Annotated in this window: 22 protein-coding genes and 3 pseudogenes; 4 read left to right on the top strand and 21 right to left on the bottom strand. The window is 48.8% G+C overall.

The features are described from left to right. Nucleotides 1–128: 128 nt before the first annotated feature. A pseudogene (locus Y79_RS1000000121905) lies at nt 129–459 on the bottom strand (lipocalin-like domain-containing protein); the annotation flags it as partial. Here Y79_RS1000000121905 and Y79_RS1000000121715 point away from each other — a divergent pair. Next, a pseudogene (locus tag Y79_RS1000000121715) lies at nt 449–592 on the top strand (amino acid permease); the annotation flags it as partial. The pseudogenes Y79_RS1000000121905 and Y79_RS1000000121715 overlap by 11 nt on opposite strands. Nucleotides 593–665: 73 nt before the next feature. Here Y79_RS1000000121715 and Y79_RS0109430 read toward each other — a convergent pair. From Y79_RS0109430 to Y79_RS0109400, 7 genes are all read right to left on the bottom strand, one after another. Then, on the bottom strand, nt 666–1,967 hold the full coding sequence (locus Y79_RS0109430; RefSeq protein WP_016937442.1) for a pyrimidine-nucleoside phosphorylase: 1,302 nt from the start codon (nt 1,965–1,967) through the stop codon (nt 666–668). 27 nt (nt 1,968–1,994) lie between these two features. After that, nucleotides 1,995–3,176 (bottom strand): NupC/NupG family nucleoside CNT transporter, encoded by a 1,182-nt coding sequence (locus tag Y79_RS0109425; protein ID WP_004393280.1) that lies wholly within the window; start codon nt 3,174–3,176, stop codon nt 1,995–1,997. Between the two features lie 92 nt (nt 3,177–3,268). After that, nucleotides 3,269–3,937, bottom strand: coding sequence for a deoxyribose-phosphate aldolase (gene deoC, locus Y79_RS0109420; protein WP_016937441.1), 669 nt, complete (start codon nt 3,935–3,937; stop codon nt 3,269–3,271). Between the two features lie 90 nt (nt 3,938–4,027). Then, nucleotides 4,028–4,969, bottom strand: a complete 942-nt coding sequence (locus Y79_RS0109415) for a sugar-binding transcriptional regulator (protein ID WP_016937440.1) — start codon at nt 4,967–4,969, stop codon at nt 4,028–4,030. A 70-nt stretch (nt 4,970–5,039) separates the two neighbouring features. After that, nucleotides 5,040–5,852 carry a sugar-phosphatase gene (gene yidA / locus Y79_RS0109410; protein ID WP_016937439.1) on the bottom strand — a complete coding sequence of 271 codons (813 nt, stop codon included), beginning with the start codon at nt 5,850–5,852 and terminating at the stop codon, nt 5,040–5,042. Between the two features lie 68 nt (nt 5,853–5,920). Further along, nucleotides 5,921–6,445, bottom strand: coding sequence for a hypothetical protein (locus Y79_RS0109405; RefSeq protein ID WP_016937438.1), 525 nt, complete (start codon nt 6,443–6,445; stop codon nt 5,921–5,923). Next, nucleotides 6,435–6,854, bottom strand: coding sequence for a lipocalin family protein (locus Y79_RS0109400; RefSeq protein ID WP_016937437.1), 420 nt, complete (start codon nt 6,852–6,854; stop codon nt 6,435–6,437). The genes Y79_RS0109405 and Y79_RS0109400 overlap by 11 nt, the downstream gene beginning before the upstream one ends. Before the next feature lie 111 nt (nt 6,855–6,965). On the opposite strand from Y79_RS0109400, the gene Y79_RS0109395 reads away from it, so the two are divergent. Both Y79_RS0109395 and Y79_RS0109390 read left to right on the top strand, forming a co-directional pair. Further along, entirely contained in the window at nt 6,966–7,346 is a 381-nt protein-coding gene (locus tag Y79_RS0109395; protein WP_016937436.1) for a hypothetical protein, read from the top strand. A gap of 161 nt (nt 7,347–7,507) precedes the next feature. Further along, complete coding sequence (locus Y79_RS0109390) at nt 7,508–7,870, top strand: hypothetical protein (RefSeq protein WP_016937435.1); 363 nt, start codon at nt 7,508–7,510, stop codon at nt 7,868–7,870. A 51-nt stretch (nt 7,871–7,921) separates the two neighbouring features. On the opposite strand, the gene Y79_RS0109385 is transcribed toward Y79_RS0109390, so the two are convergent. Continuing rightward, the gene (locus Y79_RS0109385; RefSeq protein ID WP_016937434.1) at nt 7,922–8,314 is read right to left on the bottom strand and encodes a hypothetical protein; all 393 of its coding nucleotides are present in this window, start codon (nt 8,312–8,314) and stop codon (nt 7,922–7,924) included. A 128-nt stretch (nt 8,315–8,442) separates the two neighbouring features. Between Y79_RS0109385 and Y79_RS0109380 the strand changes: the two genes are divergently transcribed. Further along, nucleotides 8,443–9,405: an iron-hydroxamate ABC transporter substrate-binding protein gene (locus Y79_RS0109380; RefSeq protein ID WP_016937433.1), complete on the top strand. Its 963-nt coding sequence runs from the start codon at nt 8,443–8,445 to the stop codon at nt 9,403–9,405. A gap of 38 nt (nt 9,406–9,443) precedes the next feature. Here the strand turns inward: Y79_RS0109380 and Y79_RS0109375 are convergent, their stop codons facing one another. The 12 genes and pseudogenes from Y79_RS0109375 to iolD all read right to left on the bottom strand — a co-directional run bounded on the left by Y79_RS0109375 (nt 9,444) and on the right by iolD (nt 21,099). After that, entirely contained in the window at nt 9,444–9,791 is a 348-nt protein-coding gene (locus Y79_RS0109375; RefSeq protein ID WP_016937432.1) for a YxeA family protein, read from the bottom strand. A gap of 13 nt (nt 9,792–9,804) precedes the next feature. Then, nucleotides 9,805–11,673 carry an ABC transporter permease YxdM gene (gene yxdM / locus Y79_RS0109370; RefSeq protein WP_016937431.1) on the bottom strand — a complete coding sequence of 623 codons (1,869 nt, stop codon included), beginning with the start codon at nt 11,671–11,673 and terminating at the stop codon, nt 9,805–9,807. Continuing rightward, a complete protein-coding gene (gene yxdL / locus Y79_RS0109365) occupies nt 11,648–12,421 on the bottom strand; it encodes an ABC transporter ATP-binding protein YxdL (protein WP_016937430.1) in 774 nt (257 codons plus the stop codon). The genes yxdM and yxdL overlap by 26 nt, the downstream gene beginning before the upstream one ends. A 144-nt stretch (nt 12,422–12,565) precedes the next feature. Beyond that, nucleotides 12,566–13,543 carry a two-component system sensor histidine kinase YxdK gene (gene yxdK, locus Y79_RS0109360; protein ID WP_016937429.1) on the bottom strand — a complete coding sequence of 326 codons (978 nt, stop codon included), beginning with the start codon at nt 13,541–13,543 and terminating at the stop codon, nt 12,566–12,568. Next, nucleotides 13,540–14,229, bottom strand: coding sequence for a two-component system response regulator YxdJ (yxdJ, locus tag Y79_RS0109355; protein WP_016937428.1), 690 nt, complete (start codon nt 14,227–14,229; stop codon nt 13,540–13,542). The genes yxdK and yxdJ overlap by 4 nt, the downstream gene beginning before the upstream one ends. A gap of 107 nt (nt 14,230–14,336) precedes the next feature. Next, nucleotides 14,337–15,209 carry a 6-phospho-5-dehydro-2-deoxy-D-gluconate aldolase gene (iolJ, locus tag Y79_RS0109350; RefSeq protein WP_016937427.1) on the bottom strand — a complete coding sequence of 291 codons (873 nt, stop codon included), beginning with the start codon at nt 15,207–15,209 and terminating at the stop codon, nt 14,337–14,339. 2 nt (nt 15,210–15,211) lie between these two features. Continuing rightward, on the bottom strand, nt 15,212–16,054 hold the full coding sequence (iolI, locus tag Y79_RS0109345) for a 2-keto-myo-inositol isomerase (RefSeq protein WP_016937426.1): 843 nt from the start codon (nt 16,052–16,054) through the stop codon (nt 15,212–15,214). A gap of 65 nt (nt 16,055–16,119) precedes the next feature. Continuing rightward, nucleotides 16,120–16,989 (bottom strand): sugar phosphate isomerase/epimerase family protein, encoded by an 870-nt coding sequence (locus Y79_RS0109340; RefSeq protein ID WP_016937425.1) that lies wholly within the window; start codon nt 16,987–16,989, stop codon nt 16,120–16,122. A 19-nt stretch (nt 16,990–17,008) separates the two neighbouring features. Continuing rightward, nucleotides 17,009–18,043 carry a bifunctional inositol 2-dehydrogenase/D-chiro-inositol 1-dehydrogenase gene (iolG, locus tag Y79_RS0109335; RefSeq protein ID WP_016937424.1) on the bottom strand — a complete coding sequence of 345 codons (1,035 nt, stop codon included), beginning with the start codon at nt 18,041–18,043 and terminating at the stop codon, nt 17,009–17,011. 22 nt (nt 18,044–18,065) lie between these two features. Beyond that, nucleotides 18,066–18,215, bottom strand: a pseudogene (locus Y79_RS0109330) (MFS transporter); the annotation flags it as partial. A 58-nt stretch (nt 18,216–18,273) separates the two neighbouring features. Next, on the bottom strand, nt 18,274–19,170 hold the full coding sequence (iolE, locus tag Y79_RS0109325; RefSeq protein ID WP_016937422.1) for a myo-inosose-2 dehydratase: 897 nt from the start codon (nt 19,168–19,170) through the stop codon (nt 18,274–18,276). A 15-nt stretch (nt 19,171–19,185) separates the two neighbouring features. After that, nucleotides 19,186–21,099, bottom strand: a complete 1,914-nt coding sequence (gene iolD / locus Y79_RS0109320) for a 3D-(3,5/4)-trihydroxycyclohexane-1,2-dione acylhydrolase (decyclizing) (protein ID WP_016937421.1) — start codon at nt 21,097–21,099, stop codon at nt 19,186–19,188. Nucleotides 21,100–21,119: the final 20 nt, after the last annotated feature.

The following is a 21,119-nucleotide window of genomic DNA, read 5'->3' as shown; positions in this document are numbered from 1 at the left end:
TTTATACTGTTTCAGTAAACGATAGAGGTTGAATCCATCATAATTCAAATAGTTTATTAAAAGCAATAGAAGGTCATTTTCCTAATTAGCAAGCAAAAAAGCACCCTCCAAATAGAACTGGTGCTGGTTCACTCCACTCCCCAAACAGCCTCGCCGTCACTGCTCAGCACACTGAACGTTACGACTTCCTTCTCACTTGCCTGAGTCCCATTCTTTCAGGAGACGCCGTCATAATTTGTGCCGTTCAGGTTGATTCGGGCTTTGCTGCTGCCGGTTATTGTTCAGGTTCTGGTCATTTCCCCGGAAATGGTGCCGTTGGAGTTAAGCCGGATGGTTTTGGGGGTTTTGATGGCGGCTGTGATGGCTTTTCCATGCTGGATGAGTTTGCAGGTTCCGGCCGCGGCGGCTGCCGATATGTGTATCCGGTTCTCCTGCGCAGCAGTACGACGCTGCAGCCGGATTTGCCGGCGTCGTGGTGTGGATGAGCATTGCCCTGTCTCAGCTCTTATTTCGAAAGCATGATGTAAAAAACAGCGGCCGCCTCACAGATCTGACCTTCCGCACGCCGTTATATCCTCTCGTTCCGATCGCTTTCGTGACATTCATTTGGATAAAACCATGCCATAAAAAAAGGCACATACTTAAGGGGTATGTGCCTTTTTTTCTTATTCCGTAATCAGCGTATGAATCAGCTTCGGTGCTTCCGCTTTTTCTGAGATGCGGATGTTGTCATAGACTTTGGCGGTCACGTCGTCAACGTTTTCGCGGTTGGCGTAAAGGGTGACGAGCGGCTCTCCTTTTTCGACTTTGTCACCGACTTTTTTACGGAGCATGATGCCGACGGCAAGGTCGATTTCGTCCTCTTTTGTCGCACGTCCCGCGCCTAACAGCATCGCTGCGACGCCGATTTCGTCAGCGATGATTTCTGAAACGACACCCGCTTCTTTTGCCGGGACGTCAATTTTGTACGCCGCCTGCGGAAGTTTGGACGGTTCGTCAACGACGGAAGCGTCTCCTCCCTGATTGCTCAGGAACTCTTTGAACTTTTCAAGCGCTTTTCCGTTTTTCATGACTTCCTGCAGCTTCGTTCTCGCTTCTTCCAATGTCTCGGCTTTTTTCGCCAATACGACCATTTGGCTGCCGAGCGTGAGGACGAGTTCGTTTAAGTCTTCAGGGCCTTCCCCTCTTAACGTATCAATGGCTTCTTGAACCTCCAGGGCATTCCCGATCGCAAAACCGAGCGGCTGTGACATGTCAGAAATCACGGCCATCGTCTGGCGGCCGACGTTGTTTCCGATGCGGACCATTGCTTTGGCGAGGTTCACGGCGTCTTCATCCGTTTTCATAAACGCGCCGGCGCCCGTTTTGACGTCAAGCACGATCGCATCTGCTCCGGCGGCGATTTTTTTACTCATAATGGAGCTTGCGATCAGCGGGATGGAGTTCACCGTACCCGTTACATCACGCAGCGCATACAGCTTTTTATCGGCAGGCGTCAAGTTGCCGCTTTGTCCGATGACGGCTACTTTGTCACGATTCACAAGCTTGATGAATTCATCTTTTGACAATTCCACGTGGAAGCCTTCGATCGCTTCCAGTTTATCAATGGTTCCCCCCGTATGGCCGAGGCCGCGTCCGGACATTTTAGCAACGGGAACGCCGAGCGCCGCGACGAGCGGTGCGAGTACGAGAGTCGTCGTGTCGCCGACACCGCCCGTAGAGTGCTTGTCGACCTTGATGCCTTCGATGGCGGAGAGATCAATCGTTTCCCCTGAATTGACCATCGCCATTGTCAGATCGGCGCGCTCCCGATCTGTCATATCCTGAAAGTAAATCGCCATGGCAAGGGCGCTCGCCTGGTAATCAGGGATGCTTCCGTCCGTATATCCTTTTACGAAAAATTGAATTTCTTCTGTTGTCAGTTCTTTTCCGTTTTGTTTTTTTACAATAAGATCTACCATTCTCATGATCTATCACCTGTCCTTCAATTATGTTCAGTGAATCAATCCCACGATCGCCGCTGTCAGGAAGCTGACGAGCGTTGCGCCGTACAGCAGCTTCAGCCCGAACCGCGCGACGACGTTTCCTTGCTTTTCATGCAGCCCTTTCACCGCACCCGTAATGATACCGATAGAGGAGAAATTCGCAAATGAGACAAGGAATACCGATACCACTGCCTGAGTATGCGCGCTGAAATGGAAATCGCCGGATGAGAGCGTCTGCATCGCCACAAATTCATTCGATACCATTTTCGTCGCCATAATGCTTCCCGCGCTCACCGCTTCATTCCACGGAATACCGGTTAAAAACGCAAACGGCGCGAAGACATAGCCGAGCAGCGCCTGGAATGTAATGCCGAAGACCGCGTTAAAAACGCCGTTGACCAGGGCAATGAGTGCGACAAATCCGATCAGCATCGCCGCTACGACAACGGCGACTCTGAATCCATCCATTATATACTCACCGAGCACTTCAAAAAAGGATTGCTTTTCTTCTTCAGGAACGACAATCAAATCCTCTTCTTTGCTGACGGTGTACGGGTTGATGATAGAAGCGATGATAAATCCGCCGAATAAGTTCAGCACAAGCGCCGTCACGACGTATTCCGGCTTCAGCATCATCATGTAAGAACCGACGATCGACATTGAGACCGTCGACATAGCAGATGCGCAAAGCGTGTATAAGCGCTGTTCAGTAAGATAGCCGAGCTGTTTTTTCAAGCTGATAAACACTTCTGATTGCCCTAAAATTGCGGAGGCGACAGCGTTGTAAGATTCGATTTTCCCCATTCCGTTCACCTTGCTTAACGCAAGACCGATATACTTCGTGATGAAGGGGAGGACCTTCCAATGCTGCAGAATTCCGATTAAAGCGGATATAAAGACGATCGGCAGAAGCACGCTCATGAAGAACGTCGTCTGTTTCGCATTCACAAGTCCGCCGAATACAAAGTTAATCCCTTCTGATGCATATTCCAGCAAATAGTTAAATCCTTTTGCAAAACCGCCGACAAGAAAATTCCCGATACCGGTGTTGAGGAGAATGTAACCGAGAATCAACTGCAGCACGAGCATGACCGCGATCGGCCGGATTCTGATTCTTTTTTTGCCATTGCTGGCGAGCCAGGCAAGACCTAAAAACACAATGATACCGATAATTCCGATGAGATACTTCATATGTGTTCTCCTTTTATTTGTATTCGCTTACAATTTTTTATGCATCAACAAAGAAAGAGGATGGCGGAAGCTTTCAGCTTCCGCACTGCTGATTAATAGTCGCTGCTGCCGCTGTCTCCGCCGCTCACGATAGAGACGCCCGCACTTGCGCCGATCCGGCTCGCGCCCGCTGCAATCATGCTGTCAACATCAGCTTTTGTTCTGATGCCGCCTGATGCTTTGACCCCGATGTCCGGTCCGACTGTTTTTCTCATGAGAGCAATGTCTTCAGCCGTTGCCCCGCCTGTCGAAAAACCGGTAGACGTTTTGACGAAATTGGCGCCTGCGGATACCGCCAAACGGCACGCGCGCTCTTTTTCTTCATCTGTCAAAAGACATGTTTCGATGATCACTTTGACGAGCGCTTTTTTATCAGCTGCTTCAACTACCGCGCGGATATCAGCCTCAACAGCCTCATCATCACCGTCTTTTAATGCGCCGATATTGATGACCATGTCAACCTCAGTGGCTCCTTTTGAGATGGCATCCTTCGTTTCAAATGCTTTTGTTTCCGATGTCGTTGCGCCGAGAGGGAATCCGATAACGGTGCAAACGTCAACTCCCGTGCCCTTCAGCTCCTCCGCTGCGAGTTTGACCCAAGTCGGGTTCACACAAACGGATGCGAATTTATACTCTTTTGCTTCTTTTATCAGTTGTAAAATATCTGCTTTTTGTGTATGCGGTTTCAAAGCAGTATGGTCTATTTGACTTGCAATTGACATTGTATGCACTTCCTTTTTCCTAGGATACGTTTAGAATAACCGAATTTTGAACATATGTAAATTGGTTATTGAAATTATGTTCATGAATTGTCACAATTCTTGAATGAGTTTTTTGGCCGTGTGCTGATCGGTAATCAAAACGTTGGCGTACTTTCCTTTCAGGGCCCCGTGAATGGCCTTGCATTTTCTGCTGCCGCCCGCCACCAGAATCGAACGTTCTTTCATTTTCAAGTCGCTGAGCTCGACTCCGATCGTCCGGCCGTTAATGCTGCTGCTGCAGATCCTGCCTTCCTCGTCAAAAAAACGCGAACAAATATCGCCGACTCCGCGCGCTTTCAGCAATTGTTTCTCTTCTTCCCGGAAATAGCCGAGTCTGAAAAGCAGCGCCTCATCCCGGACGGTTCCGACCGTAAACAGCGCGATATTGGCTTGTCTGCCCATTTCAATGATCCGCTTAATATGTCTGTCCCGCTCGACCATCTGTTTCACATCGGCGCTGTCAAATATAACCGGCAGCGGCAAATACCTCGGCATGGTCTGAAATACTTCGGCGAACAGCTGAATCGTTTCTGACGAATACGTATTGACATTGGAATGACTGATGCCGCCTTTCAGCTGTACGACTTCAACGCTCTTTACCTGCTTCGGCTCCATGCGGCTTGCGATCTGGTACATCGTCGTCCCCCAGCTTACGCCGAGTATATCGCCGTCCTTTACGGTTTTATGCATATAGTCTGCGCCATAACGGCTTAAGTAATGTGTAATGGCCTGGTAATCGTCACTTGGAGAAAAGACGACGTGCGCCTCAAGCAGCCCGTATTTTTCTTCCAGCTTCGCGCCGAGCTCGTCCAGATCCTCAAACGGGTCCATGACGCGAATTTGGACATATCCTTTTTCCTTTGCGTACTGAAGCAGCCTCGAAACGGTGGGGCGTGACAGATTAAGCCGTTCGGCGATCTGCTGCTGGCTGTAATCTGATTGATAATATAGTTTTGCCGCTTCTATGCTGAGCTGCTGTTTTTCACGATCCATATCGCGCCTCCCCTCTCCGCTTATCATATCACCAAAACACGCGGTAAAAAAGCACCCTCTGATGGGGTGCCTATTTTTTCAGCACAAGCTCCTGAATCGCATGCGCTACGCCGTGTTCGTTGTTTGATTTTGTTTCAAAATTTGCAATTTCCCTTACTTCCGGGATGGCATTGGCCATTGCGACACCGCAGCCGGCCCACTGAATCATAGACATGTCATTGCCGTTATCGCCGATTGCCATGACGTCTTTTTGTTCAATTCCGAGTTTTTCAGCCAGCAGCTTGACCGCGTTTCCTTTACTGACTTTCGGGTGAAGAATCTCATGAAAGAACGGCGCGCTTTTGACCATTGTGTATGTTTCCGTGAATGATTCCGGGATGGAAGCGATCGTTTTCTCCAGCTTGTCCGGATCGTCGATGAACATGACTTTCGGAATCAGAATATCCTTCGGCACCTCATCAATCGTGCGGAAATGAAGCGGCACTTTCGTAATATATGATTCGTAAACCGTGTATTCACTGATATCCCGGTTCGGCGTGTACAGATTAGCTGTGTCAAAGTAATGCATCGGAGTGTCCAGCTGTAAGCTCAGCTCGTAAAGGGACTTCAAATCCTCATAACCTAATGACTGCTCGGCCACGACACCGTTTGTATACGTATTTTGGACGAGGGCGCCGTTATAAGCAATCACAAAGTCGCCTTCCTCCTGTAAGTTCAGCTCTTCCAAATACCGCCGCACGCCGCCGATCGGCCGGCCCGTGCACAGGACGATATTGACCCCTTCCGCTTTAGCGGCATCAAGCGCCCCGCGGACTTCAGCCGTCACTTCATGATGATCGTTTAATAGTGTTCCGTCCATATCTATTGCGATTAACTTGTACATCCTGCATCTCCTTTGTATCCTTTTCGTCTTATGCTTTCATCATATCGTTTTTTCGTTTCAAAGAAAAATTAAACGGACGGATTTCTCCGCCTTCTCTGCTTATACCGGATCTGTCTCCGGTTACGGGGCCGTCTTGTCCTCTTATCGGTTTGTTCTGCGCCGTTTTCTGTTTTCTGCTTTAAAAGAATCAACCCCGCCGCAAAGAAAGGGACGGCCGCTATGTCCAGAAGGGCAAGCTTTATTCCCATCGCTGCGGGAAAGTATGCCCATAATGAACGGCTGTTCCGCCTGATCATGATGTAAGAAACGATTTCTAGCAGAATAAACAGGGCGTTCACCCATAAGTAAATGAGCAGCGCCGCAAACAGAAACAGCAGGAGCGTATTCCGCAGCGTGCCGGAAAACAGAAGAGCGCGCATCATATCAAAGAATGAAAAAGACTGCATGCTGCCGTTTACGACATTGGGATTATAAATAGTAAAACGCCCGAACTGATCTAAAAGCATAAAAAATAACCATACCAGTGAAAACCATTGAATGATATGTACGATGACACCCGTCAAAACGAGTCTGTCGGCAGCTTTATTTCTCATGTGCATCCTCCCCGCCGGTTTTTATTCTTGTCATTGTTTTTGTTTCTCCGTATATCTTCCAAATGAGCGTATCGTTTTTTCCTCTTTTCAACGTGCTTTTGACGGGATGCGGATGTCCGAGGTATTCAATCTCGATCGTTCCGTCCGTGTTTTGTGAGATCACCTTGTAAGCATCCGAGGGCATAGGAACCTCGCCGCGGCCTTTAATGACCTGCTTTGTCAGCACGCTGTCTTTCGTAAACGTGACGGTTTCAGATCTGACTCCGTCCATCGGGCCCGGCTTCAGCCCCGCATCCCATGTCCCGTAATAAAAAGGGGTCTCGTCCGCTTTCTTTTGCGAGCAGCCTGTTATCATGACGCATCCGAAAACAAGAACCATCATGATGAAAATCCGTATGTCCCGCAACATGATCACCTTCCTTTGCAGCTTTTTTTACGCCTGTAAGTTAGGCGGATGCCGTGGCACTGTGCGATTGACTACATAGTGTATAAAGACTTCACTAGATAAGGAGAATGATGAATGAACCCATATCAGTACTACACCCCGCCTGCCTATTTCCCTCAGCAGCAGGAATACGAAGTGAACCGCGTTGAGTATGAGCCGTATCAGCAGGAAAGCTATTATGCGCCCTACCAGTCCGAAGAGCGGCAGCCGACAGGTTTAGAACGGAGAGTTGCCCAGCTTGAAAGACAAAATGCCGAGCAAACGAGAGAGCTTACCCGCCTCTCACAAGAAGACCAGCGCCAAAACCGGGAAATCACGCGGATGAATGAGCAGATCAGACGGCTGAGCCAGTCCATTGAAATCCATACCCGCCGCTTAAACCGTTTGAATCAGCGCCTGCGTGCAGTCGAAAACAGACTCAATATCCCTTTTCACGCTACAGAAGGCGGCTTCTGAGAAAAAGGGCCGGAATACAAAGCTCGACAGGCCATTCCCGAGCCTTGTATTCCGCTCTGTACATAACAGGTAAATATTTGAATGCCATTCTTGCATGAATGCCTCACATTTTCTTTCACATGATAAATATGTAAAATCAATCACTCCAGGAGGTTTTCATGATGTACCAAAACCAATACAGCGGAAATCAGCTGCAGCAATGCCGCCAAACCGCACAGCAGCTTATTCAGCAGACACAGCAAAGCAGCCAGCAGTACAAGCAAATGCTCCAGCAGGAACAGCAAAACATTCAAATGCTTCAGCAGATGCTGAACCATGAGCAGCATGCCGTTCATACCATTCAGCAAGCGCTGCAGGGTCATGAAATGGCCATCCAAAAATGTCAGCAAATCGTGAATGTGTGCAACCAGCTGCAGCAGGAAGTAAGCGGACATCTGACTTCACCGATGACAAACGCTAACGTTTCATCATTCCCGCAAACCCAGCATCACACACCGTTCCAGCAGCATTCATACCAGCAATAGCCCGATCACGCAAATGACAAAGCACAAGGATACCGGCTTTGTCATTTGTCTTTATCTCTGTTTTGTCAGGTCAATGCGCTGAGCGGGTTTTCCGCCGAATTTTTCCTCCGCCTCGTGCCTAACCGCTTCATACGCTCTCGCTTCGACGTTTTGTTTAAACACATCAAGCTGTATCAAATAAGACGCCCGCACCTTCAGCCCGTGGATGATGGCGATGACCCATAGAGGCAGCACGATATACACACCGAGTGTGCTCGGCAGCACAAAAGCAATTGCTAAAATAATAAAATAGATAAGTCCGTATTTCAGCCATTTTTTGTTCTTGGCCCGGTAGCCGATATAGAAAAAGGCCAAGAAAGCGGTGAGCGCAAACGGCGCAAAAGTCAGCAGCAGCCACCAGCTGTGCAGCACTTCCCACCAAGTTCCTCTTTTCGTAATCAACATTCATTCCTCCTCCTTTACTACTATAACATGGATAATCAAGAAAGGATTTCTATAAAAACATAGACGGAATAAGGTCTTCCTGCTATATTAATAATGATAATCATTATCACTAAAATAGGGGGATCATGATGAAGAAAAGATCGTGGCTGATCGGCCTGGCACTTCTGCTTGTTTTCGCCTTAAGCGCTTGCAGCGGCGCGAAGGAAAACAGCGGCTCCGCATCAGGCAAAGGAAAAACAGACATGCGTACATATCAATCAACAAAAGGAAAAATTGACATACCCGCACATCCGAAGCGGATCGTCACTGACTTTTATGCGGGTGAGCTGCTGTCCGTTGACGCAAATGTCGTCGGAGCGGGCTCATGGGCTTTCAAAAATCCATTTATCCAAAAACAGCTGAAAAACACCACGGACATCGGCAATCCCGTCAATGTGGAGAAAGTAATGCAGCTGAAGCCTGATTTAATCGTGCTGATGAAGGATGATCAATACGAAAAACTTTCGAAAATCGCGCCGACGATTGTCATTCCTTTTAACACCGCAAAAAATACGAAAGATACGGTCAGCCTGTTCGGCGATATTGCCGGGGCGAAGGATAAAGCCAAAAGCTTTATGGCAGACTTCAACAAAAAAGCCGAAGCCGATCAAAAGCGCCTCAAACGTGTGATCGGCAAAGACGAGACAGTCGGCCTTTATGAAACGACGGATAAAGGCGAGATCTGGATTTTCAATGACAATTCCGGCCGCGGCGGCCAAGCCGTTTATAACGCACTCGGATTAAAAGCGCCGGCCAATATTGAAAAAGACATCATGAAAACGGGCGCCATGAAACAGGTTTCCCAAGAGGTCATCCCTCAATATGCGGCTGATTATATGTTCATCACTGATTACAATCCGAATGGAGAAAGCAAAACATTTGAGCGTCTGAAAGATTCATCCGTTTGGAAAAATCTCGACGCCGTAAAGAACAATCGTGTCTTTATCAACGACTACAACACCTTCTATCCGTATGACCCGATTGCCGTCAGCAAACAGATGGATATCATAACCGACATGCTGATCAAACGGGCCGAAGAAAATAAAAAATAAGAAAACGGCACAGTCTGACGCTGTGCCGTTTTGTATGATTACTTTAATTTCGACTGTACGGAGTCCGGCATATCTTTAAACCTGACTTCTTCCCAAGTCTCGACATACTTTCCTTTCGCCTTCACCTTCAAATAGGCATTCTTTCGGAGGTCTTTCCCGGCGAAAAAGGTCACTTCTTCTTTTTTTCCGGATGCGTTGTATCCGTCTAATGTATATTCAGTACCGCCCGGGCTAAGATGTTTGCCATCTCGGTCAATCTGTACATAAACATCTTGCTGGTGAATAAACGGATTAAATCTGTCTGTAACATCGTTATGAAAAAAGAGAAGCCCGCATATGACGGCAGCGGCCGCCAAGACGGCCAAGATTGCCAATGCTTTTTTCATCTTTACACTCCCCTTACTTGTTCAGTTTTTTCAAATAGCTTGACCGCACCGCAAGGAAGAACAGAAGCTGAAAAATGAAAAATCCTCCGATGGTCAGACTGAGCGGCCCCGCTACATCGGAATAACCTTCCACAGCCAATGTTCTCAAGGCAAACAGCGTATGCATGACGGCAATGACAAATGGAAAGAAGAAGAGAATCGCCAATTGTATCGTCACGCTTTGTGACATTTCACGCTCACTCAGACCGATTTTGGCCAATGAACGGTAGCGCTCCCGGTCGTCATCTAAATCGGTGAACAGCCTGAAATATAAGAAACTTGCTGCCGCGACAAAGAAGACAATCGCGATAAACAGGCCGATGAATAAACTCAAGCTCGGCAGCTGCACCGTATCATAGTAGGTGCCCGCTTTTGCCATAAAATCAGAATGCACGTCAATATAGTTGCCGTAAATCTCATTTTTCAAGGATTGGCTGATCCCAAGACTGTCTTTCCAATGATCGTAGCTGTAGCCGTATAATGACGCTTTATCACCAAGTGATTTCAGCCGATCAAAGGTTTGATCGTTCACCGCGATGATGGCATTCAATGAAATCAGCGGTTTTTCGACTTCTTTTACCGACAGTTTTTGGCCGGACGGCTTGCCTTTTTGGTTCAGCAGCTTCAGCTGATCCGGCGCTTCGTTTTTGAAATTGCGGTCATACGTGCCCGGGAAATAGACGGCCTCACCATGTTTCAGGCCGTTCAGCTTAACATGGAAGTACTTCGCCGCCTCCGATTCGCTGATCATATAAACAGGCGGAACAGTATCCCCTTCCTGATAGCGGACATAGGAAACATCTATTTTGTCTTTCTTATACGTAAAGCCGTGTGTTTTCAATTCATGGTCAATATCTTTCAAATGAGTCTTTTCTTTTGGATTGCTGCTGAAAGATACATACTCCATCTCATAGGCGGACTCTTCCGCCCCGACGGTCGCTTTGTACATCGCGAGCACGCCCGTCGCCGTAAAGGCTACCGCGGAAATAATGCTGACGATAAAGAACAGGCGGGCGTTATCTTTTAAACGATAGACAAGATCAGAAACCCAAATGACATTTTTCCCGCGCAGATAAAAGGTTTTCCACTTCTTCAGCGCGCGCAGAATCCAGATGCTGCTTTGGCTGAAAAAGAAATACGTGCCGATGACGGTAAGCAGTAAAATGATGAACGGTTCAGTCCCGTGGACATTGCCTTTCAGAACCATGCCGTATCCGCCGCACAGGCAGGCGATGCCGAATAAGGACAGAAGCACGGACGGCTTCGGCTCCGGCTTGATCTTGTCAGTGCCCTTTATTAATTTGATCACTGTATTTGATCTGACAAAAAGGATCGTGAACTGCGATAAAAGGAAAAATAAGAGCAGAAATCCGCCGGCCGTCATGCCGAGCGCTTTCCAAGGCATATACAGAGGCAGCGCGTCCATTTCTAAAATATAAGCGCCGACCGTAAAGAACGTTTTCGAAAAAATGAACCCGCCGATAATCCCGGCTGCGATCGACATGACGCCGATGATCATGTTTTCCGCCGTAATGAGCTTTCTCAGCTGCACCGGCGTGATGCCCTGCATCAGCAGAATACCGAATTCTTTATTTCTCGATTTCAAAAAGGCATTAACCGAATACAGAACAAATAAGAAAGAAAAAACAAAGATCATCCATTCCGCTGCGGTTAAGCCTTTTCTGGCGATGTTATTCAGGTAGCCTTCCTTTAGTGCCGGATGAAACAGGAACATCGCAAAGGTAAAGAAAATCAACACGGAAAAGGCGCTGCTCAAGAAGAATGCAAGATAGGCCCTTTTGTTTCTCGTGACGTTTTTATAAGCGAACTGAAGAAAGGTCATTTGCGTTTCCCCCCAGCATAGACAGCACATCAAGAATCTGCTCATAAAAGACTTGGCGGTTTTCCCCGCGGTAAATCTCATTAAACAGCTCGCCGTCTTTTATAAAGATGACACGGCGGCAGTAGCTTGCCGCAACCGGATCATGGGTCACCATCAAAGCCGTGACATGATCATCCTGGTTCAGGCTCTGCATCGTTTCCATGACGTCTTTTGACGCTTTGGAATCAAGATTTCCAGTCGGTTCATCGGCGAGAATGAGTGACGGCTTATGAATGACCGCTCTTGCGATGGCGGCCCGCTGGCGCTGTCCGCCGGATACTTCAAACGTCCGTTTGTTGAGCAGGTCTTCGATTCCGAGCTTTTTCGCGATGCCGAGCAGTTTTTCTTCCATGACAGACGGCGCTTCTTTTTCAAGCGTTAACGGCAGCATGATATTTTCACCGATCGTCAGCGTGTCCAGAAGGTTGAAATCCTGGAACACAAATCCGAGCTGCTTGCGGCGGAAATGGGCGAGCTTTGTCCGCTTCAGCCGGTGCGGATTTTCTCCGTGAATCAGGATATCGCCTGAATCCGGACGGTCAATCGTTGAAATGATATTCAAAAGCGTTGTCTTTCCGGAGCCGGACGGTCCCATCACCGCCGTGAACCCGCCTTCTTCTATTGAAAATGAAATTTGTTTTAAGGCTTGATAGGATACTTGTCCTTTATAGGTTTTATTTATCTGTTTGACTTCAAGCATATTCGCCATGAGAATCCTCCTTATGGTTTTATTCTTGTTGATCAGGGCTGCTTTCATGTAGTGCCGGGGCGTTCAGCATAAAAAATCCCCTTGACATGAATCCATGTTATCAAGGGGAAGCAAAACGAGCTATGTTGTTTTCTTAACGCAGTCTTACATTTTTGTAAGAAATGAAAATCGAACCGATGTCCCTTCACCGGGGGACGAACTGATGTCCGCCGTATGATTGAGCTTGCCCGTAATTTCTTTGACGAGATGGAGACCGATTCCTGTAGACTCTTGGAAACGCCGCCCATTTTCGCCGGTGAAATAAGGATCAAACACCCGCTTGATGTCCTGCGAGGGAATGCCGACACCGTAATCTTTGACTTCAAGCACCGTCCTGTCTTCATCGCGGAAGACATTCAGCTCCAGTCTGTCACTCTTGCCTGCCGAATACTTGACCGCATTTGTGACCACTTGGCCGATCGCAAATTTGAGCCATTTGGCATCGGTGTAAATCTGATGATCATCGCGAATGTCCATTTTCGGATAGACTCGGTATTGAATAAAAAACCGTTTATAGCTTTGAATGACCGATTGGAGAAGCTCTGATAAGGAAACCGCTTCGACTTTAAAATCCCGCTCAAACAGGTCGAGCCGTGATGAATAAAGGAGCGTCTCCAGCCCGAATTCAATCTGCCGGACCTCTTTTTTGATTTGTTCAAAGACGGGTTCATCCTCTTCCTGAATGATTAAATTAATGACCGACAGCGGCGTCTTTACTTGGTGCACCCATTGATTCATATACGTCACCCGCGCGTCGAGCTTGGCTTCGGTCTCATGGAGCTTCTGGTGCTGCATCCGGATCAGCTCCATTTGCTTTTCGTACAGCTCTGAACAAAACACTGAAGAACCGAGATACGGGATGTCCGTCCCTTCCTGCTCCGAGCTGAGCCAATGATACACGCCGCGGTCTTTGTACCAGCGATAGGCCAGGTACCCTGCCAAAATAAGAAGCTGCACGCCCAATATGTAAAACAGGTGGGAAAAAGAATGAAGACCCGCAAACCAGTAATAAAAGAAGACAAACAGCCCTTGAAGGAGAAAAAGCAGAATCAGCACGGCATGGGAACGGAGAAACAGCTTCATGACAGCGCCCTCAGCTGGTAGCCTTCACCCCGCACCGATTCAATGGAAACAGGCGCATTCAGCTCCCGCAGTTTTTTTCTGAGCCGCGTGACATACACGTTAAGTGTATTGTCATCGACGAAAATGTCGGTGTCCCACGTTTTTTCCATGAGCCGGTCTCTCCCCGTCACCTTTTCTCCCCGCTCCAGCAGCACCTCCAAAAGCTTGCTTTCTTTTTTAGAAAGCTCGCTTTTTTCGTCTTGAAAGCGCAGTTCAAACCGTTCGACAAAGAGCTGCACACCGGCATATTCAACCACTTTCTCTCCCTGCTTGGCGGCGTACTCTCCGTATGCTCTGCGGATCTGGCTTTTGATTTTCGCGAGCACAATATCGTAGGAAAACGGCTTTTCGATATAATCGTCTCCGCCGTTTTCAATCGCCATCACCTGATCCATTTCCCCGCTTCTGGCTGAGATGAAAATGATCGGGCTTGTGGAATGCTGGCGGATCTGCCGGCACCAATAATACCCGTCATAGGACGGCAGGTTGATATCAAGCAGCACCACATCAGGTTTTTCCCGCAAAAAAACATCAAGAACAGCTGTAAAATCATCGGCGGCCACGGTTTGATAGCCGTATTTTTCAAGGTAATTCCGCAATAGTCCGCGAATGTCTTCACTGTCTTCTACTATCATGATTTTATTCAAACTGAACCACTCCCGTTTTTACGCTGTTGCCATCATCATAATCGTTTCGGGCGTACGGACGCAACACCGCACAAAAAAACCGCCATTCCGGCGGTTGGTGGTTTCATTCAGCCGACCGGCTGCTTAGCGGCTTTTCCGGCTGATCCGAACGCTCTCATTTTGCTTCGCACCGTCTCTTCTACAGCTTCAATGCCGGGTATCATGTAGCCGCGCGGCTCATACAGATCGCTGGTTTTCTGAAACATGCGGCGTGTTTCGTCTGTCCAGGCGACCATACATTCCGTGTTGATATTGATTTTCGCGTGGCCGAGCGTGATGGCTTTTTGGATCTGATCCTGCGGAATTCCGGATGCCCCGTGAAGAACGAGAGGAATATCAGTCATGCGGGAGATCGCTTCCATCTCCTTAAATCCGAGATTCGGCTCACCCTGATATTTGCCGTGTACGGAGCCGAGGGCGGCGGCCAGCGCGTCGATGCTGGTTTCTTTGACGATCCGCTCACATTCTGTGATATCGGCATAGCGGACACCGCCGACCAGACCGTCTTCCATGCCGCCGACCGTGCCGACTTCGGCTTCTACTGACACACCGTGCTTTGCGGCATAATCAGTGACTTCTTTTGTCATCGCGATATTCTCGTCAATCGGCTGATGGGAGCCGTCAATCATCACTGAACTGAATCCGGCGTCAATGGCCTGTCTGCAGCGTTCCGCACTGCTTCCGTGATCAAGATGAAGCACGACGGGAACGGTAATGGCCATTTCCTCCATTAATGCGCCGGCCATGGCGGCAATCGTTTTAAAGCCGCCTAAATAATCGACCAGACGATCGGAAGCCGCGGCGATGACCGGCGATTGCTCCTTTTGCGCCGCTTGCAGAATCGCCTTCGTCCATTGCAGACCGTTTATATTAAACTGGCCGACTGCATACTGCTCCCGTTTCGCTTCTGCAAGAAGATGTTTCATGGTGACAAAAGCCATGTTCACGCCTCCTTCAAGAAGTATTTTGATACGACGGCTTCCGTTGTTTCCTTTGCCGTTTTGATCGTTTCCTCCGCGGTCAGCTTATAATATTCAGGCCTGAACAGTTCTACGGAGACAACATCATTGAATCCGATATCCCTTAACGCTGACAGGTGGGCGTCTAAGTCAATCGCTCCCTTCCCCGGCCAGACACGGTCTTCATCCGTTAAAAATCCGATCGGGAAATCTTCTGTATCGTCGATATGATAGATGAAAATTTTCTTTCCGTCCGCCTGCCTCAGGCTTTCAATATTGGAGCCCATCGCGTGGAAATGGAAGCTGTCAAACACAAGCCCGACATTATCGCGGCCGACAGCGTTCACGATGTCATACGCCTGTTCAAATGTATTGACCGTGCATTGAGGGTGGCCGACAAATTCAAGGGCAATGTTTACGCCGTACGGCTCCGCGATGTCCGAAAGCTCAGTCAGCACCTCTGCGCTGCTCTTTTTGATCTCTTCTTTCAAGATTTTCCGCTCTGTCACAAGCGGCACGGCCACCACATATTTCACGCCGAGCGTTTCGCACGTTTCCATCATGCTTTTGAATTCCGAAATGATCTCCCTATAGTCCTGCTCATCACGGTTGTTGAAGAAAACCAGTGCGTTCAGGGCAAGCGGTTTAATGTGATGGGTTTGAAAATATTCCGCCAGATCGGCCAGTGAATGGTCTTTTAAGTATTCCGGCAGCTTATCCATTGTGCGGATTTCAATATAATCATAGCCGTGCTTTTCGCACAACTCTAAATCCTGTTTCAAGTTTGAATTCTCCAGCGTAGTCGCTTCATTAAAGCAAAGTTTCATGTCAGCCTCTCCCATCTGCGTTTAGCTGAGGAGCCTTTCCGCCCCGCCGAACTCCGTACTAAAGCTTATGCCATACCTAATTCTTCTTTTAATTTCTTAAGCATGAACCTGCTTGATTCATCCGCTCTTTCGCCGACCCAAGCGAAAACGGCATTCGTCGCAATTCCGTCGAATTTCATCTCTCTCATTTTTTTGAAAATCGTATCAAAATCAACCTCGCCTTGCCCGATGTCCAAATGCTGATGAACCGTTACTTTCGCATCAGGCGGATTGACGATGTAACGCAGGCCGTGAGCCGCTTTATGATTAAAGGTATCTGCAAATAAAACATGTGTGAGGCGGCCGCCGGCTTCATCAAACATAGTCGCAATATCGCCTTTGCCGTCATCGTAAAAGAACGTATGCGCCGTCGAGTAGACAAGATTGATCCAATCCTTATCAAGCGCGCGGATCATATTCATCGCACCTTTGTGCGTTTCGATAAAATCGTATGGATGGGCCTGCAGATTGAGTTTAACGCCTTCTTTTTCAAAGACGGGCAGCAGCTCATCCATGGATTTGATGAATTTTTCTTCACTTGTCAACGGATCATATTTTGAACCGCTGAATTCACTGTTCATCAAATCCACTTCAAGCTCAACCGCAATTTCGATCGCCCGTTTCCAGTTGCGCACAGCGGCCTGGCGGCGGTCTTCATCAGGCCCCGCCCAGTGGTAAAGCGGCAGAAGAGAGGACAGCTTCACGCCTGTATCCTTTAAAAGACGCTTCAATTGTTTGATTTTTGCTGAATCGACTTTCGGATATTTGTAGAAAGGACAGAAATCCTCGCGCGGGGACAGTTCGATATACTCGTATCCGAGCTCCGCCGTTTTATAGACCATTTCCTCTAACGTTAAATCATCACGGTACATGGATGGATCTAAGGCCAGTTTCATTGTTTTCACTCCAAATCTATTATTTGCTCACAGTCGTAAAGGATTGATAGAATGCCGGTTTTTCTTGCAGCGCCACTGGCTCTTTCTGTCCGGATTCCTGAGCTTTTACGCACGCGTCAGTTGTCACCGCGGCAATATAACCGTCCCATGCCGTCGGACCGCTGACTTCGCCTTTTTTCCGGATCGACTCAATGAAGTCCTGAATTTCCGCATCATACGCAGCCGCAAATCGGCGCTGCCAATCCATCAGGATATCGGTGCTGAGTTTTCCTTCTTTTCTCAAGCTGATGCTTGATGGCTCCGGGAGCTTGATAACACCGTCTTCCCCGACGATTTCACATTGAATGTCATAGCCGTATTTGCAGTTCACATAGATTTCGGCATTGATGACGATACCGCCTTTTGTTTCGATGATGACCATCTGCGGATCTTTGAGATGCGGCAGCGCATTTTTTGATTTCTTCGGATAGATGACTTGTACGGATTCATAATCATCATTGACGAGCCAGTGGAGGACATCAATTTCATGAACGAGCGTATCGACGACGGCCATGTCTGTTGAATAATTCGATGCGACTGTCGGGTTGCGGTGCGCACAGTGAATCATCAGCGGCTCGCCGACCGCACGATTGTCGATCGCTTCTTTCAGTTGAATGTAACCGCTGTCATATCTGCGCATGAAGCCTACCTGGACTAAACGTTTGCCCGTCTTCATTTCTTCTTTGACGATGCGCATACAGCCTTCTGCCGTTGTGGCGAGCGGCTTTTCACAAAACACGTACTTTCCGTGCTGAATCGCTTTCAAAACGCTGGACTCGTGAGCCGGGCCCCAGCTTGTCACTAAGACGGCGTCCACATTTTCAGAAGCGAGGAGGCTGTCGTCATCAGGATAAACGGAGGCGTTTAATTCGAAATCCTGAACGGTCTGCTTCGCGGCCTCCTGATTCACATCTGTTACAGCGGTAATTTCCGCTCCGGACAGCTTATTTGTGATGCGGTTGATGTGCTCCTTTCCGATAGCACCGGTTCCGATAACACCTATACGTAAGTTCATTGATCGCCACTCCTTCTGATAATCAAATAATGGTTCTCGTCTTTCTTTTGTCGCTGCCGTCCTGAGGAGCACCGTACAGTTCCTGCTGAATCTGTTCAAGCGGATTGCCGGACGTATTCGGTGTGAAGACAAGCCCGATGGCCGTCACACATATGAGCAAAATACCGGTCATAGATGGCCCTTTTGCTGAAAGCTGATTCCGCCATGGCACGATTCATATAAGCCCCCCTCTAATTTGCAGGATCAAGCAGTTCACTGTCGATATACTTTCTCGCTATCAGCGCGTACTCAAGCGGATTGGCGATTGCGGGGTCTTGTTCGGCTTCAATGACGATCCAGCCTGAATAATCATGACGGATGAGCGTCCGGTACACTTCGGTAAAGTCGATGCATCCGTCTCCGGGAACCGTGAAAATGCCCTGTAAAAACGACTGCCTGAATGATTTGCCTTCTTGTCTGCACCGCTCCATAATGTCAATCCGCGCATCTTTGAAATGAACGTGTCTGATCCGATCCATATGCTTGTTGAGAATCGTCATGCAGTCTCCATCGGAGATATAGGCATGGCCGGTATCATAAAGTAAATGGACATACCGGGGGTCCGTTCCTTCCATCAGCCGGTCAACTTCTTCCGCCGTCTGGACGCCTGTGCCGAGATGATGATGAAAAGCGAGGTTCAGCCCGTATTCCTCCGCGATTTTCCCGAGACGGTTCAAGCCATTGCACAGCGTAACCCATTCTTCATCTGAGAAGTGCGGTTTTTTCTTAAAAACATCAATGTCCAAGCCCTGGACACTGTACGTCTGTTCAGAAACGATGGCGACATCCGCTCCGACTTTCTGCAAATAATCGCAGTGTTCCGTAAATGATTCAGCCGTTTTTTCAATACCGTCTTGAATGATAAAACTGCTGAACCATTTCCCCGCAATCCGCAAGTTCCGGAGAGCCAGTTCCTTATTCAGGACGGAAGGTTCAGGGAAAAACCCTCCCGCTTCCGTTCCTTGAAAGCCGGCGACGACAATATCGCTCAACAGATGCTGCAGCGTATTCCCGGCTCCGATTTCCGGCATATCGTCATTGCGCCATCCAATGGGGGCGATACCCCACAGAATATCTTGTTTGCCCATCGTGATGCCTCCCCTCTAGTACTGCTTCGCAGACTTCAGCTTCATCTCTTTCGCTTCGAATGCCCACTGAACGCTTTCCTGCTCAGACACTTCCGCCACGCCGACGTGCCACCAGCTGTCATAGCCGTCCGTCATCGTTTTCGGCAGAACCTTCATTTCAATTAAAGTGGATACGTCTTGCGTTTTCGCATCTTCAAGCGCCGCCTTCAGCTCTTCAACCGTATTGGCTCTGTATGTTTTAGCACCGTAGCCCTCTGCCACCTTCGCGTAATCAACGTTTAAAATCTGATTGTCCTCTGTGCGGAACTCGCAGAAATAACTGCCGCCGCCGTGATCCATCTGCAGGTTGCTGATACAGCCGAAGCCGGAGTTATCAAAGAGCAGGACATTGATTTTTTTGTTATATTGAAGCGCGGTAATCAGTTCTGAGTGCAGCATCAGAAAGCTTCCGTCACCGACGAGTGAATAGACTTCTTTGTCGGGGTGGGCCAGCTTGAGGCCGAGTGTGCCTGATACTTCATATCCCATACAGGAATAGCCGTACTCCAGATGGTACGTATTCGGGACATTGGAATGCCACAGCCGCTGCAGATCTCCCGGAAGAGAGCCCGCCGAACTGATGACGACGCTGTCTTCAGGAATCGTGTCGTTGATGGTCAACAGCGCCGTTGTTTGCGGCAGCTCAGTCTCGAGTGCGTCGGCATACTCGTTTAACACGTCCTGTGAGAAATGGTTCTTAATTTCCGGTTCGAATGCGTCACGTGTAAAAGTGACTTTGCCGAGCCGGTCCCGTTCAGCGAGCCATTCATCTTTCCAGTCTTTAATCGCCGTGCCGAATGCACTTTTGTATCCGTCTAATAAGCCGTGCAGTCTGCCGAGCGTCACCTTCGCATCGGCTACGACCTGAAATGCGTCAAGCTTGTAAGCCTGCATGCGGCTGACATTGATATTCAGGAATTTTGCTTTGTCAAAATCAAACGCCGTTTTCGAGGATGTCGCAAAGTCCGTATACCGTGTGCCGACACCGATGATAAGATCAGCCTGACGGGCGGCTTTGTTCGCGGCGAGTGTGCCCATGATGCCCATGCCGCCCAGATTGTTGGCGAAATCGGCTTCAACCGTTGACTTTCCGGCCTGCGTTTCGACAAGCGGAATCCCGTATGTTTCAGAAAGCGCAATCAATTCCTCGCGTGCCCCGGAATACTTCGCGCCGCCGCCCACTAAAATGACGGGACGGCTGCTCTCCTTGATTCTCTCCGCGGCGCCTCTCAGCTCACGCTCGCTCGGCTGCATCCGATCTATGTAATGAACGCGTTTTTCAAAGAAGCGTTCATCAAAATCATATGCTTCTCCCTCGACATCCTGAGAAATGCAGATTGTCGCCGGTCCCGCTTTTGCCGGATCCGTCATCACTTCAAAGGTCCGGATTAAGCTGCTCATCAGCTGCTCGGGGCGGGTGATGCGGTCCCAATAGCGGGACACGGGCTTTAACGCATCGTTTGTCGTGACGGCGGCACTGTATTCCTGCTCCACCTGCTGAAGCACCGGGTCAGGCTGCCTCGTCGCAAAGGTATCAGCCGGAAGCAGCAGCACCGGAATGTTATTGGCCAGCGCCGTACCCGCGGCAGCCGTCAAATTTGCGGCACCCGGACCGACCGATGTCGATACCGCGTAAATTTTTCTTCTCAGCATCTGCTTGCTGTATGCCATTGCGGCATGCGCCATGCCTTGTTCATTTTTGCCTTGATACACTTTCAGGTGCCCGGCGTCCTGCTCAAGCGCCTGCCCGATCCCTAACACATTTCCATGGCCGAAAATCGTGAAAATGCCCTCAACGAACGGCTCTTCATTCCCATCAACATGAATATACTGCCGGTTCAAGAATTTAATCAGCGCTTGTGCTGTCGTTAAGCGAATTGTCTTGCCCACAAACGATCCCACCTTTTACA

This window comes from Bacillus siamensis KCTC 13613 (assembly GCF_000262045.1).
Taxonomy (GTDB): Bacteria; Bacillota; Bacilli; order Bacillales; family Bacillaceae; genus Bacillus; species Bacillus siamensis.
Note: the sequence above shows the minus strand (reverse complement) of the source record. Positions and strands in the feature narration are given on the sequence as shown.

Bases quoted from the DNA above. Each gene is read 5' to 3' on its own strand.
- Y79_RS0109385 (WP_016937434.1), bottom strand. From the start codon at position 8,314: ATGTTGATTACGAAAAGAGGAACTTGGTGGGAAGTGCTGCACAGCTGG.
- Y79_RS0109430 (WP_016937442.1), bottom strand. From the start codon at position 1,967: ATGAGAATGGTAGATCTTATTGTAAAAAAACAAAACGGAAAAGAACTG.
- Y79_RS0109375 (WP_016937432.1), bottom strand. From the start codon at position 9,791: ATGAAAAAAGCATTGGCAATCTTGGCCGTCTTGGCGGCCGCTGCCGTC.
- iolE (WP_016937422.1), bottom strand. From the start codon at position 19,170: ATGGGCAAACAAGATATTCTGTGGGGTATCGCCCCCATTGGATGGCGC.
- Y79_RS0109400 (WP_016937437.1), bottom strand. From the start codon at position 6,854: ATGTTGCGGGACATACGGATTTTCATCATGATGGTTCTTGTTTTCGGA.
- yxdK (WP_016937429.1), bottom strand. From the start codon at position 13,543: ATGAAGCTGTTTCTCCGTTCCCATGCCGTGCTGATTCTGCTTTTTCTC.
- Y79_RS0109395 (WP_016937436.1), top strand. From the start codon at position 6,966: ATGAACCCATATCAGTACTACACCCCGCCTGCCTATTTCCCTCAGCAG.
- Y79_RS0109415 (WP_016937440.1), bottom strand. From the start codon at position 4,969: ATGGATCGTGAAAAACAGCAGCTCAGCATAGAAGCGGCAAAACTATAT.
- iolI (WP_016937426.1), bottom strand. From the start codon at position 16,054: ATGAAACTTTGCTTTAATGAAGCGACTACGCTGGAGAATTCAAACTTG.
- yidA (WP_016937439.1), bottom strand. From the start codon at position 5,852: ATGTACAAGTTAATCGCAATAGATATGGACGGAACACTATTAAACGAT.
- Y79_RS0109405 (WP_016937438.1), bottom strand. From the start codon at position 6,445: ATGAGAAATAAAGCTGCCGACAGACTCGTTTTGACGGGTGTCATCGTA.
- yxdL (WP_016937430.1), bottom strand. From the start codon at position 12,421: ATGGCGAATATGCTTGAAGTCAAACAGATAAATAAAACCTATAAAGGA.
- Y79_RS0109425 (WP_004393280.1), bottom strand. From the start codon at position 3,176: ATGAAGTATCTCATCGGAATTATCGGTATCATTGTGTTTTTAGGTCTT.
- yxdM (WP_016937431.1), bottom strand. From the start codon at position 11,673: ATGACCTTTCTTCAGTTCGCTTATAAAAACGTCACGAGAAACAAAAGG.
- deoC (WP_016937441.1), bottom strand. From the start codon at position 3,937: ATGTCAATTGCAAGTCAAATAGACCATACTGCTTTGAAACCGCATACA.
- iolJ (WP_016937427.1), bottom strand. From the start codon at position 15,209: ATGGCTTTTGTCACCATGAAACATCTTCTTGCAGAAGCGAAACGGGAG.
- Y79_RS0109380 (WP_016937433.1), top strand. From the start codon at position 8,443: ATGAAGAAAAGATCGTGGCTGATCGGCCTGGCACTTCTGCTTGTTTTC.
- iolG (WP_016937424.1), bottom strand. From the start codon at position 18,043: ATGAACTTACGTATAGGTGTTATCGGAACCGGTGCTATCGGAAAGGAG.
- Y79_RS0109390 (WP_016937435.1), top strand. From the start codon at position 7,508: ATGTACCAAAACCAATACAGCGGAAATCAGCTGCAGCAATGCCGCCAA.
- Y79_RS0109340 (WP_016937425.1), bottom strand. From the start codon at position 16,989: ATGAAACTGGCCTTAGATCCATCCATGTACCGTGATGATTTAACGTTA.